The following is a 15,244-nucleotide window of genomic DNA, read 5'->3' as shown; positions in this document are numbered from 1 at the left end:
CCTTTGTCTATACTTCTTTCAGATTAAATTTCAAGCCACGGAATTTACTAGCAACTCCAGGGATGTTTTTAGCTGAAATTCGATAAAATCCGACATCAAGCACAGCTCCGTCTGATAACGACTGCCCGTTTGACGTCAGAATCACGTTGTTCCCAAAATAGTGAACAATTGATGGACGTTCAATATAAACCGAAACCTCAAACATTGTCTTTGTTTGAGTAGAGTTTAGTTGGCCTTCTAAATCAAACCCATCAGTCCTTCCAATAAATTTGACTTCGTCCTGCTCATCTGATAAGTAATCTGAATAGTTCAAATCTGACACAACTTTATTGTTTTGATATCCAACTTTGCTAAATTCTGAAATCACTGCTGTCTGGTGTATCAATTGACTGGCTAAGAATTCCGCCCCTTTTTGATGACCTAGATTCCCAAAGTGACACATATCAGGACTTAAATCCTTAATCTTATATTCTGAATTATTCAAAACATTTCGTGTACCTGCATTATAATCAATAAATGGCAATCCTAATTCTGTAGCTAAATCCTTCTTGATGTTGTCGGCTATAGCATTAATCTTCGAACCAAAACGCTTGTGATTCTCAAATTCAGCTTGAGTGCTCATTAGTACAGGTTTAATCCCTTTTGCCAACAAACGATTGATAATATAGATATGATCATCACGGAATGATTTAATCTTACTTGCATCATATACCAGGTCATTGATACCCATTGTAATGAATGCATAATCAATTGATTCAGGTATCGGAGATAGAACGGCATCCAAATTTTGACGAAGCCAATTAATTGTTTTTCCTGAGAACCCTCGATTGTAAAACTTATGGTTGAATGAATAACCTTTTTGATTATTTACAATGTTATTTAAAATCTCAGTGTAGCTGTTAGGTTTTTCAACCAAACTTTCAAGAACGTTGCCGGTATAATTGGATGTTCTTAGTGCGTCGGTTGTACTATCTCCTAAAGTCACAATGACAGTTTTTTTAGTCTGCAGGTCGATTTTGAGCTGCTCTAATGTGATTATTGACTGAGCAGAAGCCAACTTATTGACGTTAACAAAATTTCTTTCGTGAGATATATGTCGAATTTCATCAAAATATATTTCCGCAATTTTGATTAGAGATGCTGTTTTTGGTTTTTCAGTTTGTCGGTATTCTGAATAAGAATACATGGTCGTAAGCTGAAATGTTTTAGTGTCTCTATCGAACAATAACAAGCGTCCGAAAGGTGAATCAAACGTCAGTTCAAACTCATCAATACCATCGATGAAGTAACCATCGCAAGCGATGATAAAATTATTTCCATCACGTTTGCCTTTTATCGTTCGAGTTTTTGGATCAAAGATAATTTGACCTTGAATAACTGTCCCCCAGTTAGCGTCTATATAGTCACTTCTCTCGCCAATCTTTAATCCTATTGTCTTGACAAAAGGAGAAGATTGCGGATGCAAAAGCATTTCGCTGAACAAAATAGCAAGAATGGTTTCTCTGTTCCCAATATTGCTAATAGTTCCGAGGGTTTTCACAGATAATTCTTGAGTTTCGTCGTTATATATCACATATTGGCTGATATTCTCTTTCGGAAGGGCTGCTGTTAAATTCTTAGTCACTCCAAATTTCCGTTTTCCTACTTGTATCCAACTTCCTGAATTTAGTGAAATCGTAGAATTTCTCGCATCAATTGTCAATCGCCCGGCCAACATTAAACCAAAGCCCATACGCTCATCTAATTTAGCATCTGTTACAGAGCCGTTAACAATATTAGCAGAACTAACAGCGTTATTACCAACAACTGCCACTTTGCTTCCAGCGATCTGCTCTCTGGCATCCTGCGCTAACATTGCCCAAGTAACTTGCGCAGCCCCATTTTTGTCAACTTTGTCATTGGTAAGTTGGCTGGCTTTTTGATTAGCAGCATCCGCATTGGCATTTATGCTCATAAGATTTTGCGAAAGTGTGTCAAATCCACCTCTAGCTTTTGCTACTTCCATATTCGCATTACCGTCTTTGGTCGCTGTTGCGTATGTTACCTCAAGTGCTTTCGCAATCGATTCTCGAACATCAGCACCTCTCGTTTTTTTTCTGATGCCATCAACAAGAATGTTGATATTGTCAGTTTTAGGCAACGGCGAAGGATCGTCGTATAGATTCAAACGTCCTGTTGCTTCTTCTGTTGTCATTAACTTCCTCCTAATTCATTTCTAATTTTAATGATTTCAGCTTCTAACGCTCTAATTCTTTCTGTATTTTCAGGCTTGCGTTCATTTCTCAAGCGCTCTAGTTCGCTTGTTAGTGCCAATAGTTTCTCACGCTTGCTCTCAATCTCTTGATTCGCTTTAACACGTTCAATTGATTCAACCGCTTCTTGAGATTGTAGTTGATAGGCAGATAGCGATTGAGACTTAGAACCAATAACCAAATCCACACTTTGAGGATTTAGGATATCAATCTTTTTCTCGATAATTTGCAAACGCTCGATTCCTGAAAGTGGAGCATTTAAAATCGGGTGTGTGTTCCCAATCTTAAATTTCGCATATCTAGAGTCAATCAGATATCTCTCGACTGCTGAAACCGTCCACTTGGCCAATGCGATTTTCTGATTTTTTAGATACTGAAGTCCTCTATTTTTTAAGACTTGAGGATTATCAATTTCCGTCCAAATAACAGGCTTTCTGATAACACCAAACTTGGCTACAAGTTCAGCATCTTCAAGCCATATCCTGCCACCGTTGACCGATGAGATATCGATTTGTTTCCTGGTAACATCGGGACCTTGCTCTTCCTTGTTATTACTGCTTCGATTTTGACTATTCTTCTCATCTGCTCCAATCGGCATGATTTGAGTTGCAATCCCATCGAATGAAATTTCACGAGATGCAGACTTGATGTTTCTACCTAGCTGGATAGGAGATTCTTGATTTGTCCCAACAGAAGATGTCCAATCCAAATAGAACCCAGATTTCTCTCGTCTTAAAGTCAAATATCCGCCTATATTAGATACAATTCGGTCTCTGATTGTATCCCAAGTTGATTCATATCCAAGATAGCGCCAAGGTTTGTCTGTCAAACTCTTGACCGTGACAGTTCCAAGATGGATTCGCTTGTAATCTTCTACTTGTGCATTATGCTGATTCAAGATTTCTCTCAAGTATGCTTCAGCACCAGAGTTTTTTAGTTTTTGATATTGTTGTGTGCTGTCGTGCAGAAATGATAAGAAATCTTCACAAACAATCTCTTGGACAAATCCTGTACTCGTCATTTTATTTGAAACGCTCAGAACCCTACCCTCAAATTCGACTTCCTCGTCATATAAATTCACAACCTGGACAATCGATTGGAAAGGGGTGAGTTTTTGATACAAATTATTTTGCATCGGAATAACGAAAGTGAACTCATTGATTGCATTCTGCGCTTGTTTGATAGATCCTGAAAGAACTTTATTCCCTTTCCGAGAATATGGACTATGAACGACCTTCTTTTTTGTAAAATCGGTATCCGATAACATTTCTCTAAAAGAGTTCCAAAAATATACTTCAAAACCTCCTCTACTACTCATGCCATCACCTCTGCATTGAATCTTAATGAAATTGTCCCATTTCCTTTGGCAGTAAAACGGTTAATACCTGGTTTAATAGATAAAACAAAGTCATTATTCTCACCTTTTTGAAATTTATAAGTTTTACCTTTTTTATCAATCAATGTAATGTCACTGCTGCAGATGACTGTTGGACTGACAGAAGTATCACCGCCATTCACAAAATAAATTTCTTCTCGGCCGTTAATATCCCACTTGGTCCAATTTGAGAAATCGTTCTCGAAGTCGAATGTATCCCAGACATCGTCGAAGTAATTATCAACATGAAATGCAAATGGATAACAAATAAATACAATTGTAGCAATCAAATGTTTCTTCAGAGGTACATCTGTTACTTTGATACTTTTAATTTTTCCAATCCAATAATATCGCTTATCATGAGTATCAAATAGCTGACTTTCTGATTTAGTCGTCATACTTGATTTTATGAACCGTTCAGCAACTTTTCTGTCAGGGTAGTCTTTGTTTGGCAACTTAAATTCATAAGTGATTTCTCGTCTATCAAAGAAGACCTCTCCGAGTGCATCGGAGAAGTCTAAAACACCTTGTAGATAAGGAATTTGCTCCACAATCTCCTTTTTGTCAGGAGTAGGGGCGTCCCTACTTTGAAGATACCAACCAGCATCTTTGCTATTAAAATCACCGAATTGGATATATTCCTTAATTTGAGTAATCATAATCGATGCCGTCCTTTCAATGTCTGAATGTTACCTACTGCTTCGTCATAAGCATAAGCAGTGCCACCAATGAGCGCTCCTGTGTCCAAGACCATCGTCTGACCTTGTGCGACTTGCTCTCTCAACTCAGACAAACTATCAATCACATCTGATAATAGACTAGTAGAGTGAGCAATGTAGGCTTCTTGTCTGCTAGATGTTTCATCGATTGGTGTCTTGCCTCTCAACGTCTCAACCTTCAATTGGCTTGACATTGTAGCGGTAGCACCTGTCAAAAGATTCTTCGATTTCAAGCTAAAATCATTAACATGATCACGAATAGCGTCCAAATGGCCTGTGACTTTATCCATTGACGAATTAAGGCCATTTGAAATGCCTAACCCAATCTGCCAGCCAATATCTGAATAGTCATCGTTGATTACATCTTGGATAGTTTCTGCCATACTAGAAACATTGCCCATGACATTTTTCCAACCAGTCTGAATACCTTGATTCAAACCAGCCATAAGTGCTGAACCGTTATCGATAAGTAACCTTCTATCGTATGACACAGGCCCTTTATGGTCTTTAATCCATTGAGCCATATTCGAGACGCTAGAAGTAATCTGAGACCAACCTGAGTCAATACCAGACTTCAAACCAGCCATGAGTGCTGAACCGTTTGAATAAAGGTTAACTCCTCGCCCAATTTGAGAAAGAGTATTGTTTGCTGAATTCACAAATCCTTGAGTAGCGCTGACAAGTTGCTGTCCAGACACTCTCCAGCTTTCAACCATCTGACTCGCATTATTGCGAACGCTTTGCACGATTGAAGTCATGCCGTTGTTCACTGTGACAAGGACTTGAGCCATGCTCGCTTGCATGTTTGTGGCCATCAATGTTCCAGCCGTTTGGACCAATGTCACGACCTCAACAGTTCTAGAAAGGCTTGCAAACGAGCTCATAGCTGATGTAGCAAAGGTGCTCATCGAAGCTCCAGCGCTTGCTAATGTTTCTGGTAATGTACCAAGACTTGTACTTAGCGATGATAGAGCAGTAGGTAGTGACTGCATAGCCGCGCTTGCCAATTGAGCTGATGTAGCAATCAGCATCAATCCAGTTCCTGCCTGTTGTAATCCAGGACCAGCCGTAGCGATGCCTGAGTTAGCAATAGCAGCAAGGCCTGCTGAAACAACCGTCAAAGTCCCTGCAAGGTCAGCTAAATTGAGTCCTACAAGGATTTGAATACCCTCAGCCATCAACTTCACGCCTTGCCCTGCATTTTTAGCAGCATTACCGATACTATCAAAAATTCCAGCTACACCGTCTAGCACATTACGGATAGCTGAACCAAACGACTCGACCACACCGCCAGCGCTCTCTAAGATTGAGCTGACTTGTTCGCCAAACGTTTTTAGCAAATTTGTCAAACTGTCAATGATAGGACTAATCTGAGAGAACATATCGCTAAATGATGAAACAATATCTGCAATTGACGGAGCAATCGCAACTACCATTTCAGTTATAGCTGGAGCAAACGGAGCAATCGCTTCAACGATTTGAACGATAGCGTCAGCAATAATTTGAGATACTGAAACGAACGCATTACTTATAATCTCAACAATCGGAGTTACTGCCGTGGCAATTCCTGAAATGGCATCTCCCAAAGCTGTAATAAATGGAGCAGCAGCCCCCATAGCTTCACCAAATGCAACGACAAGAGGAGAGAGTTGAGCTAAGGCACTTGTTACATTTGGAAGAACTCCTGAAACTGTGACGATAGCCTGAGCAAATGTGCTGATGATTGCAGTAGCGACAGTAACAAATGCCTGACCAACTGCGTTAATGATTGTAGCCACTCCTTCGCCTTGACTAGCAATGAGACTTAAGCCTGCAGCAATAATAGCAATACCAGCACCAATACCGACCGCTGCAATAGCAACTGCTCCGCCAAGCGCTAGGATATTGCCCATGCCTGCAGTTTTCAATGCAGCTCCAAAGGCTTTAATAACTGGCGCTAATCCAGAGAGGGCTATTTTGATACCTTGGCCAATCCCTGTAGCAACCGTCTTGATTGCTGTTCCTGTTGTTTTGATGATATTAGCCAATCCGTTAAAAATCTGGGTTACAACGCTTTTGGATTTTGTCGCACCCTTCACAACTTCGTCTGCTCCTTCTTTTGCACCTTTAGCAAATAAGCCAAACGGATTGAAACTTTTTAGGAAGTTAAAGCCTTTAAATGCTAGGATTGCCCCTCCAACACCTGTTATCAGCCCCTTCCAAACGTCCGCACTAATTGATTGAGTTAATTTTGAAATCCAACTTACAATCACTGAAATAGCATTTACAACCTGACCAGCGACTGCGCCTACTATATCCCAAGGAATTGCATCTCCCAATTTAGTCGCAAGATCTAAAGCTGCATCTGTCAAGTCTTTAAAAGCTTGATAAGCGTTCTTGATTGCTCCTGTATTCTCAAAGGCTTCTAGTGCAAACTGAAAAGCCATAGCTAAATTTTGGATGATAACATTCACTGTTTGAATGACATTCCCTACCCCTTGAATAACATTGCCAAATCCATTGGACTCGCTTGTCAATTCTTCAAAGAGTGACTGGATTGTCACGACAACAGCTCGAAAAGTGTCCTTAAATGAATCAAATACACCCTCGTCAACTCCTATCGACGTGAACAAGGACTTAAATCCTTCTTCAATCTTAGGGCCAGCCTCTGCCATTGCTACTTCAATCGCATTAGGAAGCTGACGCATGATATTTCCTACCATTGGCACGAAATTGCCTAAAAGGAAGGTTGATGTAGTAGAAATGAGTGTCTTCAGAGATGGACCAATATCTTCGCCAAGTGAGAGGTTTGCCAAGAAATTAGATGCAGAAGCCTTCATTGCAGAGAATGAGCCACTAAAAGTAGTTTCAGCTTCTTTTGCTGCAACTCCCGCAACTCCCAATTCTTGTTGAACCAGGTCAATGGCTTCTACGATATCGGCAAAGTTGTTGATATCAAATTTCTTACCCATCGCTTTTTCAAGTTTGCTGGCATCTTTAAGAAGCCGTTGCATTTCTTGTTGAGTACCACCATACACGGTACGTATTCGCTATGATTCGCTAGATCATAACCGTCTTTTTAAGACTGCTCTATGTCACCATAGAGATTAGACTATCTCTTATGCATTAAATGCACCCTAGCGCTTCGGCTCGCTTGAGCCTACTCTACTCCATTAAGGAAACTTTGTTCCTCTGTTTCGATAGTCGTTACACTTTCAAGAATAAATCTTGCTTAGCACGGTATTGTCTAGGCGACTGCTAGAGTTTCACCGTTTTCACTAGGTTTATACTCGGCTATGGTTTTTCTACCGAGCTTTAAATTATCAAGCATGGTGTAGTTACCCTTGGCAAATCCTTGATAAGCCATTTGGATTGAACCAATGTCAGTACCCATTTTAGCTGAGTTGTCGGCCATAGCCATGATTGCCTTATTGGCTGACTCAGCAGCCTTCACGGCATCACCACCAAGCGCTTTTTTCAAGCTTGCACCAAAAGAAACTGCCTGCTCTGCGTATGTGTTAGCAGAGATACCAGCAGCAGCCGCAGCAGTAGCATATTGTTTCATGGTATCTTCCGCTCCCTGGTAGAGCGTATCAATACCACCGAATGATTGCTGGAGCTTGGCTCCTTCGTCTAAAGCTGTAGAAAATACACCTTTGACAGCACTGCCCAAAGACTGAATCCCTGAAATCAAAGCACCACTAACGATGTTAGCGCCTAAAACCGACTTAAAGACCGAGCCTAATCGCTCTCCGCTTTCGGACAGCCCTCCGACCATTCCTTTTAGACGTGCAACTCCTGATTGAGCCTTATCGCCATCCATATCTACCTGGATGACAACCTTACCGTCTGCCATTTTGCTACCTCCTTTCTATTCCATGTCGTAATCATAATCATCTTCTTCATCGTCGTATTCTTCAGAATCAGGCAGTGCGTACTCTTTCTTTAACTTCATCATTTCATCGATGTAAGCCTGTGAGTCGCCTTTTCTTGGCTTGTACTTCCTGATTTTGATGACTTCAACGAATTTAGTGCCTTCTGGCAGACCTGACAATAGAGCATTAAACTTCTTCCAGTGCAATTTCCCTCTTTCTTCAAGCAAATCAATGCGATATGCTTGCATGAAACTCGCATAAATGAAATCACCGTCAAGCGAAATATCGTAAACCGGCGGTTCATTACTTTTGGTAGAAGGTTCTTTTTTCATCACATTTCCAGCTAAGTCGTACTCAACCGATACATCTTTCAGTGACTTCAACTGAATGTGCTCCTCAAAGACCTGTTGAAAGACATCCATGGCATCTTCGATTGATAATGAACCGAATCCGTCTCCAGTAAGCATTTTTAAAGCAAAAAAAGGTTTGACATTTTCTGGGATTTCTTCATCACACCACATTTCAAAGAGTCTAATGATATTATCGAAGGACATATTGAGAGAGTAGACCTTATCACCAATAACCAACTCATCTGTCAATTTTCGTGATAGATCTAGCATAATTAACCCTCTAAATATTTCTTGATTGCAGCTTCTGAATTGCGCTCTCTATATTCTTTCTGGATCCCAAGAGTCGCCTGCATCAGATAATTGAAGGCGATAGTTGTATCTTCGTCTGCGAATTTATAGGCTTTTTCAAATGCATCGGTCCCAAATAATTGAGTCCAACCTTCTTCTACAAGTTCTTTTGCTTTTTCTGCAATTTCCTCGTCAGAAAGCTTTTCCATTTTCTTCCAGTTCTTTGATAAGTCTTCGCGGAACTTATCAAGTTCCTTCGCTCCCTTGTCATTCACAACATATTCAAACTGAAACTCCCCAAAATCAACAGGGATGATATTGCTTAGCTTTTTAATTACGACCATTGTTTTTCTCCTTTTTTCAAAAATAAAAAGGCGTGAATTATCACGCCTTTAGATTATCCTGGTACTACAGTTGATTTCTTAGGTTTGCGAATCCAAGCAATCTTGAATTTGATTGTTTCAAGCTCTGACGCTTCACCGTCTCCAATTTCAATTTCAGAAAGACGGGCCAATCCCTCTTTTTGAGTTTTGCCATCAGACGAAACTTCCTTATACCAAACAACGAGATCATCACCGACCTCATCTTCTTTGTCAGCAACAAAGTTCTGTGCCTTATCTGAGTAATCACGATGCCCTTCAAAAGTGCGTCCTCTTGTTTTAGAAACAACAATTTCTTCCTTGGTTCCGTCGCCGTCGAAGTACGCAGAATCGTCTGTTTCTTCGTTATTCTCTGGTGAAGATGACTTCAGACCTTTAGCAAGCCAGAGATATTCCTCTGAGGTCGGCGGAGTGTCTGGAGTAGCTTCTTTGTAAGGTCCAACGTAGTGTTTTCGTAGTGCGTTTTTATTTTTTGGCATTATTCTTTCCTTTCAATTTCAAGGCTGGCAGTTACGTCCAGCAAGTAAATGTAAAAGCCTTGCTCGTCTAAATCATTCAAGTAAGGCTTGTCGACTTTCAGACCTAAAAACTCGTAAGAGCCATTCTTACTTGGCAATTCTAGGTCCATATTTGATAAGGCAGCGTTAATCTGCCACAATGTATTATTGTTTAATTCCTGATCTCGTGACTTGATAGCAATTTCAAAGGGCAAGCTGACTGTTTGAGTTCCAGCCATGTCCTCGTCTACAACCTCTCCACCAGGAAGAGGAAAGACTACTAACCCCTCTTTCTCGGTTAAATAGCCAAGTTTAGACGGGATTTTTTCTTGAATGCCCTCAATACCCTCGATATGCTCAAGCAAGACATCTGCAAAGTCATTATTTTGGTTCATTTCAATCCCATCGCTTTCAATCCGACATCAGCCCAATTCTTAGAGTGTAGGGCTGCGGCTTTTTTATCCCACCTTGGACCAGTTCCAGGCTTTGGTTTTTGACTCAGTAGCTTCTCTTTATTCGCAAAGAAGAACTTTCTTTGTTTCTCAGAAAAGAACCCTTTGCGCTTCTTACCGTAATAACGCAATCTAGCGTAGGGCGTTTCATAGATAATCGAGTCTTGTCGAACATGTCCGCTAGACCTCAATTCCCCCTTCCTTTTAGGGACGTATGGCTCCATATCCAATAGCATTTGGTTAGCTATGGCCAACTTACCCTTAGCGAAATTCTCTGGAGATACTTTCTTTTCAACACCTTTTAAGTCAATCTTGACACTTACACCACCCACTAAATCACCTCGATTTCATAAGCTAGAAGCCTACTCGTCAACGGATGATACTGTGGAATGATGTCTTTTACAACGTAGCTGACTCCGTCTTCTTCGACAATGCCACCGACGTAGCTCTTGTCGAGCTCCACGGGGCAATATTTGTGATAAACAATCACGGTCGAGGAATTGTGCTCACTACGATGATTACCTGAGCCAGAATGAGAGTAGGACCTGTCGAATTTACAAGGAGATAATAAAAGGGGGTCAGAATAGGTTTCTTTCCCCCACTTATCCTCTCCGATTGACTTCTTGATAGTCACAGAATCAGGTAGCATTCTTTTATCTATCATAATCAACCCTCATAAAGCCAAAACCAGCCATTCTAAGCCAGTTTTCTGTGTCCTTGGATAAATTATAACGTTCAGCCACTGAAAGCGAGCCTGAGCCGTTCTGTGAGCTTGTACGATAGCTAACCGACGTCCGCCCGACTGACATACTAGCAATAGACTGCTTGTCCTCTGCCGTCATGACTCCTGAACTGTCTAAATAAGCTATCTGATAAGCCGTAGCGAGCTTGACCGCCCTTTTTCGTGCTTCATTGTCACTCTCAAAGCTATTCAAGAAATAGAAATCTCTTGTAAATGCATCGATTGCGAGCTTAGCACGTTTCAAAAGTTTGTAAAAGTCGCCCTCGCACTCAAAACCAAGCTCAGTGAACTCTTCTTTAGTTAGATAAGACATCAAATCACCTCCTTAAAAGGTGGATGTCTCCACCTCAACTAATTCCTCGTCAAGATCCTCAACGAGTTCTAAACAATCAACTAGTGCGTTGATTTCCTGCGCTTCGTGTTTATCCAGGTCATACACCTGACCTTTATCAAAATGACGGTCAGACTTAGCTAGATAAACGTTCAGCTTTGCCTGATACTTAGCCATTCAATACCTCCAAAAGCTCGTCTTTCGTTTTGTTTGAATAGCCTTCAAGCCCTCGCTCTTTAGCAAGAGCTTTCAGCTCAACCAAAGTAAGGTCTGCTAGTTGATGAGTGGCAAGTAGCTCTTTGAGCTCTGCCTCGTCAACCACTTCTTCAAAGCCGTCAGCGACTAACTGCGCTTCGAGCAAGCTGCCTTCTTGGACTGTGTAGACTTGGTTTGCTTTTTCGTATTTCTTCATGGATTACCCCCTTATTAGGCTTTGTGAGAAACGTAGACACCGTCTTTCTTAGTATCTAGGACAAAGAGGTCATGATACAAACGGTTTTGGTACAAGTATCCGTCGCCTTCTGTATGTTGACCAGGTGCGAAAAGATAGATAGAGTTGAACTTAGCCTTGGCAATTACTGCAGGTTTAGCAACGATCAAGAAGTTGATGTCTTTACCGTCTGCAGCCTTAACAAATCCAGTAGTGAAATCAAATTTAGTCTTGAATCGTGCATCGTCCCAAACTTCGATAAGCTGAACTCCATCGAGGGAAGTGACACGAGTATCGATGCCTTGAGGTGATGTAGTAGCGATTGAGCGTGTGAACTCTTTAGAACGTTCTAAGAAGTCCATAACTTCGCTAGAGACATAAACAAAGATGTTCTGAGCACCATATTTACGAACTGGCAAAAGGGCAGCCTTCAAGCGTGAGTAGATATTCACTTCTGACAAGTCAGCTTCAGACTTGAAGTGTGTACCTGTGATAGCTTCTGTTGCAAGTTTAGAGAAACGGTAAGCATCAACTTCTGGAGTTGCGTGTTCAGTGATGAATGTATTAGATACGTTTGCAGCTGAAAGTTCTTGGTTTGTTTCGTCTACGTCTGCAGAATCCACAAAGAATTCAACGTCACGGTCAAATCCAAGCGTGTAAACTTTCTTGTCGTTTGAAACTGTACCAGCGTTGTAGCCTTTAGAGCGTGTGTGTGCCTTGTAACCAGTAACTGAAATTGTAGGCAACTCGAACGATTTAGCACCTAACCAGTTTACCTGTGGTGTTTCCAAAATGTTAGTAAGTGCACCTTGCATCAATTTCTTTTCAAAAGTGCCTTCATGTTTAGTGATATAGTTAATTGTCATTATAGATCTCCTGTTAGTTGTTTAATCCTAGAGCCTTCAAAAAGGCGTCTTCTTGGTTCGTTCCAGCCGTTGGATTGCCTCCAGCTGAAAATGTCGGCTTCTTCTCCTCAGGTTGCTCTGTGCGCCCAAATTGAGGATATTTTTGTAACACTTGACCGATAGCATCTTCAATAGACACATCGTCGGATACCAAGCGATTTGAAAGAGTGATGACGTCGTCCACAGACTCAGCATTCACTCCCAAAGTTAGAGCTGATAGTTTAGCTTCAAGAAGTCGTTGACTTGATAAAGCAGCTTCTAGCTCTTTCTCTTTAGCAGCAAGCGCTTCTGACTGTTTCTCAGCCTCGCTCTTCTGTGAGTCTTTCCACTCTTTGAGTTGCTGAAGCCCTTCTTTAGCACTTTTGACATCATCAAATCCTAGGCTTTTGAAGATTTTCTCTTGTGCTTTCTTGGACTCTTTAGCTACAAGACCAGTCACCTCATCTTGAGTGAAAGTCTTGACAGGTTGCTCTTGAGTTTGTGACTCAGTGTTTTCTCCAGCATTGACTGGCTGGTCAGCTTGTGTTTGAATGTCTTCTGGCATTCTTCTGTCCTCCTAAAATTAGGTATTATCTTCCGTTCTTTACCGACTGCGGATAAAGTCAAGTAAAAAACCGCATCAAATCTGATACGGTTTATAGTGGTTTATAGCAATTTATTGCATGAAAAAAGCGCCTAGAATGTACTAAGCGCTAATTGTTTACAAAGCTAGACCACGTCTTTTGAGTTCGTTCATGACAAGTTCTTCATCTTCTGGAGAAACCCATGTAAAACGCAATCGAGAGAGCTCCTCGTCAGTCATTTCAGAAGGGATTAATGGAGCAGGCTTTTTAAGATTCCAGCTGCTTACTTGTTTTAACGCTTCTTCCAAATTCATAGATTTTACTCCTCTCTTAGATTCATTTCAATAATAACATTATCCTCTTTTCGTTTCATGTTAATTATATCATATTTTGAACCTTTTGGAAGAATAATCTCGCTCTCTATATCGTTATCAGTGAAATAAATTTCAGCATTTTTAGGAATGTTGATAATGGTTTTAATAGGTCTGCCCTGGAAGAAATTGTATTTAGGAATATAACTAGTAGATGTATAGCCATCATTATCAAAAGTAGCTTGTCCAGAATTAAGAGCAGACTCAATGCTATCATGTTTTTCCAAAAGACTAGCGTTCTTTCTAAGGATAGAATTAAAGTACCCCTCATCATCAAATCTATTGACTTTGATATTTTTTAGAGCTCTATTTTTCTTGATGACCCCATCCAAAGTATCAACTATATTCTGATACTCAGGCGGCATTACATTTTTATCTCTCAAGTATTTATTGATAGCAAAACTGTGAGGTGTACCAATATATCCCAAACCTTGAGGGTTTTCATCTGCATAGATAACCTTACGCTCTGCTTTAGTGATTTTCCCGCCCACTTTCTTAAATGCAGGTATTTCATCCTCTTTGATGTAGTGATATTCTGACATCTTCTTCCTGAGTTTTACTTCTTTTTGAGCTTGAGAAAATGGGTCGTCATAGTATTTCTCCCTCGCCTCATCCCGTTTCAGGAATGGGTGCTTATCAACGTAGTCTTTCAAAGCAGCGTTTTGGGTGCCTATCTTACTCTTATACTTGTCTATCAGCTCTTTATCGCCCAATTTCTCAGCGACGTGGAGCTTTTCCTTGTTCGCTCTGATAGACCGTTCTAGCGCCCTCTGCTTTGCTTCTGCGTTGGCATTATCCATCGCTTGCTCTGGACTAACCGAATCGACGTCCTCGCCTAAATCAGGCTTGTAGTTCGCTCCTGGGATGAACGGAGTTAGCATGTGGCCACAGTTAATACCAAGGCACCCTTCAGGCCGACCGTAACCATAATCTGACAAAGCTAAAATCTTCTCGCCATGTTCGACCCTAGCGTGGCCAGTCGTGACTATCTCATGTTGCAAAGGTGCACACGACTTACGAGCTGACGCCTTTTTTGAAAAATAAAAGGTATCAATGCCCAGTTCTTCAGCTGGTCTCGTTCGCATTTCTCGAAAAGTTCGATAAGTTGTCGTCTTGATAACCGTCCGTGCGTAATTATCTATCTTCCAATTACGACCAGCGCTATCTTGGAAACCTTGAAATCCTTTCTCTTGCCACTTCATGACCGTGTCAGAGATAGCTTTATCAGCCGTAGAGAGGCCTGTAACCACTCGAGCGACAGATTGTTCAACGATGCCTTGATAAGCGCCGATGATGGCCTTAGGAAGCGTTGTGTTGATTAGGTTGTGGAGTTCGTCGACTGCTTGGTTGGCATAATCAGCAAGAATCTCTTGAATGTAGTTATTACCTCCCAGGGATCCACGGCCTAAATCTTCAATGAGTTGTTGCTTTGTGTCCGTATAGAGCTTCAAGCCTTCATTTTCGACAATATGTCGTAGTTGTTCTTCAGCTACACCCGAACGCTCAGAGATTATTTTTAGGTTTTCCTCGTTCAAGATGTGCATCTGCTGCATCTTCTCGAGTTGCCAGATGTACGGTTGTTTATCAAGATAGACCGTGCCACGCTCCGTCACACGCTCGACCACGTTATCAAATAAATCCAAAGCCAGCTGGTGATAGATGTCTGCGACATTGCTCGCTTGAAGTAACAGTTGCTCGTCATTGAACTGAATCGGTGGTCTCTTCTTTGACATTT

The 15,244-nt window shown here is 41.1% G+C and carries 18 protein-coding genes; all 18 read right to left on the bottom strand.

Annotation, left to right across the window (positions count from 1 at the left end; all coding sequences use genetic code 11):
* Positions 1–7 precede the first annotated feature (7 nt).
* Positions 8–2,194: an SGNH/GDSL hydrolase family protein gene (locus tag QM810_RS06390; RefSeq protein WP_414254250.1), complete on the bottom strand. Its 2,187-nt coding sequence runs from the start codon at positions 2,192–2,194 to the stop codon at positions 8–10.
* Positions 2,194–3,570 (bottom strand): phage tail protein, encoded by a 1,377-nt coding sequence (locus QM810_RS06385; RefSeq protein WP_414254249.1) that lies wholly within the window; start codon positions 3,568–3,570, stop codon positions 2,194–2,196. The genes QM810_RS06390 and QM810_RS06385 overlap by 1 nt, the downstream gene beginning before the upstream one ends.
* Positions 3,567–4,286, bottom strand: coding sequence for a hypothetical protein (locus QM810_RS06380; protein WP_414254248.1), 720 nt, complete (start codon positions 4,284–4,286; stop codon positions 3,567–3,569). The genes QM810_RS06385 and QM810_RS06380 overlap by 4 nt, the downstream gene beginning before the upstream one ends.
* Positions 4,283–7,339: a phage tail protein gene (locus QM810_RS06375; protein ID WP_414254247.1), complete on the bottom strand. Its 3,057-nt coding sequence runs from the start codon at positions 7,337–7,339 to the stop codon at positions 4,283–4,285. The genes QM810_RS06380 and QM810_RS06375 overlap by 4 nt, the downstream gene beginning before the upstream one ends.
* Positions 7,340–7,572: 233 nt before the next feature.
* Positions 7,573–8,181, bottom strand: a complete 609-nt coding sequence (locus tag QM810_RS06370) for a hypothetical protein (RefSeq protein WP_414254246.1) — start codon at positions 8,179–8,181, stop codon at positions 7,573–7,575.
* 15 nt (positions 8,182–8,196) lie between these two features.
* Positions 8,197–8,820: a Gp15 family bacteriophage protein gene (locus QM810_RS06365; RefSeq protein WP_414254245.1), complete on the bottom strand. Its 624-nt coding sequence runs from the start codon at positions 8,818–8,820 to the stop codon at positions 8,197–8,199.
* Between the two features lie 2 nt (positions 8,821–8,822).
* Positions 8,823–9,182 carry a hypothetical protein gene (locus tag QM810_RS06360; RefSeq protein WP_414254244.1) on the bottom strand — a complete coding sequence of 120 codons (360 nt, stop codon included), beginning with the start codon at positions 9,180–9,182 and terminating at the stop codon, positions 8,823–8,825.
* A gap of 53 nt (positions 9,183–9,235) precedes the next feature.
* Complete coding sequence (locus QM810_RS06355; protein ID WP_414254243.1) at positions 9,236–9,697, bottom strand: phage tail tube protein; 462 nt, start codon at positions 9,695–9,697, stop codon at positions 9,236–9,238.
* Positions 9,697–10,110 carry a minor capsid protein gene (locus QM810_RS06350; RefSeq protein ID WP_414254242.1) on the bottom strand — a complete coding sequence of 138 codons (414 nt, stop codon included), beginning with the start codon at positions 10,108–10,110 and terminating at the stop codon, positions 9,697–9,699. The genes QM810_RS06355 and QM810_RS06350 overlap by 1 nt, the downstream gene beginning before the upstream one ends.
* A complete protein-coding gene (locus QM810_RS06345) occupies positions 10,107–10,499 on the bottom strand; it encodes a minor capsid protein (protein WP_414254241.1) in 393 nt (130 codons plus the stop codon). Before QM810_RS06345 ends, QM810_RS06350 begins: the two co-directional genes overlap by 4 nt.
* Complete coding sequence (locus QM810_RS06340; protein ID WP_414254503.1) at positions 10,499–10,816, bottom strand: putative minor capsid protein; 318 nt, start codon at positions 10,814–10,816, stop codon at positions 10,499–10,501. The genes QM810_RS06345 and QM810_RS06340 overlap by 1 nt, the downstream gene beginning before the upstream one ends.
* Positions 10,817–10,820: 4 nt before the next feature.
* Entirely contained in the window at positions 10,821–11,222 is a 402-nt protein-coding gene (locus QM810_RS06335; protein WP_414254240.1) for a hypothetical protein, read from the bottom strand.
* Between the two features lie 12 nt (positions 11,223–11,234).
* A complete protein-coding gene (locus QM810_RS06330) occupies positions 11,235–11,417 on the bottom strand; it encodes a hypothetical protein (RefSeq protein ID WP_414254239.1) in 183 nt (60 codons plus the stop codon).
* Positions 11,410–11,652: a Rho termination factor N-terminal domain-containing protein gene (locus QM810_RS06325; RefSeq protein WP_414254238.1), complete on the bottom strand. Its 243-nt coding sequence runs from the start codon at positions 11,650–11,652 to the stop codon at positions 11,410–11,412. Before QM810_RS06325 ends, QM810_RS06330 begins: the two co-directional genes overlap by 8 nt.
* Positions 11,653–11,666: 14 nt before the next feature.
* Entirely contained in the window at positions 11,667–12,536 is an 870-nt protein-coding gene (locus QM810_RS06320) for a hypothetical protein (protein WP_414254237.1), read from the bottom strand.
* A gap of 13 nt (positions 12,537–12,549) precedes the next feature.
* Positions 12,550–13,119, bottom strand: coding sequence for a hypothetical protein (locus QM810_RS06315; protein WP_414254236.1), 570 nt, complete (start codon positions 13,117–13,119; stop codon positions 12,550–12,552).
* A 156-nt stretch (positions 13,120–13,275) separates the two neighbouring features.
* A complete protein-coding gene (locus QM810_RS06310) occupies positions 13,276–13,452 on the bottom strand; it encodes a hypothetical protein (RefSeq protein ID WP_414254235.1) in 177 nt (58 codons plus the stop codon).
* Positions 13,453–13,457: 5 nt separating this feature from the next.
* Entirely contained in the window at positions 13,458–15,242 is a 1,785-nt protein-coding gene (locus tag QM810_RS06305) for a phage minor capsid protein (protein WP_414254234.1), read from the bottom strand.
* Positions 15,243–15,244: the final 2 nt, after the last annotated feature.

It is taken from the genome of Streptococcus infantis (assembly GCF_047464155.1).
GTDB lineage: Bacteria > Bacillota > Bacilli > Lactobacillales > Streptococcaceae > Streptococcus > Streptococcus infantis_U.
Note: the sequence above shows the minus strand (reverse complement) of the source record. Positions and strands in the feature narration are given on the sequence as shown.

What these genes read in the sequence shown, in the direction of transcription:
- QM810_RS06375 (WP_414254247.1), bottom strand. Translation starts at nt 7,339, where the DNA reads ATGCAACGGCTTCTTAAAGATGCCAGCAAACTTGAAAAAGCGATGGGT.
- QM810_RS06330 (WP_414254239.1), bottom strand. Translation starts at nt 11,417, where the DNA reads ATGGCTAAGTATCAGGCAAAGCTGAACGTTTATCTAGCTAAGTCTGAC.
- QM810_RS06315 (WP_414254236.1), bottom strand. Translation starts at nt 13,119, where the DNA reads ATGCCAGAAGACATTCAAACACAAGCTGACCAGCCAGTCAATGCTGGA.
- QM810_RS06310 (WP_414254235.1), bottom strand. Translation starts at nt 13,452, where the DNA reads ATGAATTTGGAAGAAGCGTTAAAACAAGTAAGCAGCTGGAATCTTAAA.
- QM810_RS06360 (WP_414254244.1), bottom strand. Translation starts at nt 9,182, where the DNA reads ATGGTCGTAATTAAAAAGCTAAGCAATATCATCCCTGTTGATTTTGGG.
- QM810_RS06380 (WP_414254248.1), bottom strand. Translation starts at nt 4,286, where the DNA reads ATGATTACTCAAATTAAGGAATATATCCAATTCGGTGATTTTAATAGC.
- QM810_RS06365 (WP_414254245.1), bottom strand. Translation starts at nt 8,820, where the DNA reads ATGCTAGATCTATCACGAAAATTGACAGATGAGTTGGTTATTGGTGAT.
- QM810_RS06340 (WP_414254503.1), bottom strand. Translation starts at nt 10,816, where the DNA reads ATGCTACCTGATTCTGTGACTATCAAGAAGTCAATCGGAGAGGATAAG.
- QM810_RS06325 (WP_414254238.1), bottom strand. Translation starts at nt 11,652, where the DNA reads ATGAAGAAATACGAAAAAGCAAACCAAGTCTACACAGTCCAAGAAGGC.
- QM810_RS06390 (WP_414254250.1), bottom strand. Translation starts at nt 2,194, where the DNA reads ATGACAACAGAAGAAGCAACAGGACGTTTGAATCTATACGACGATCCT.
- QM810_RS06305 (WP_414254234.1), bottom strand. Translation starts at nt 15,242, where the DNA reads ATGTCAAAGAAGAGACCACCGATTCAGTTCAATGACGAGCAACTGTTA.
- QM810_RS06355 (WP_414254243.1), bottom strand. Translation starts at nt 9,697, where the DNA reads ATGCCAAAAAATAAAAACGCACTACGAAAACACTACGTTGGACCTTAC.
- QM810_RS06320 (WP_414254237.1), bottom strand. Translation starts at nt 12,536, where the DNA reads ATGACAATTAACTATATCACTAAACATGAAGGCACTTTTGAAAAGAAA.
- QM810_RS06335 (WP_414254240.1), bottom strand. Translation starts at nt 11,222, where the DNA reads ATGTCTTATCTAACTAAAGAAGAGTTCACTGAGCTTGGTTTTGAGTGC.
- QM810_RS06370 (WP_414254246.1), bottom strand. Translation starts at nt 8,181, where the DNA reads ATGGCAGACGGTAAGGTTGTCATCCAGGTAGATATGGATGGCGATAAG.
- QM810_RS06350 (WP_414254242.1), bottom strand. Translation starts at nt 10,110, where the DNA reads ATGAACCAAAATAATGACTTTGCAGATGTCTTGCTTGAGCATATCGAG.
- QM810_RS06385 (WP_414254249.1), bottom strand. Translation starts at nt 3,570, where the DNA reads ATGAGTAGTAGAGGAGGTTTTGAAGTATATTTTTGGAACTCTTTTAGA.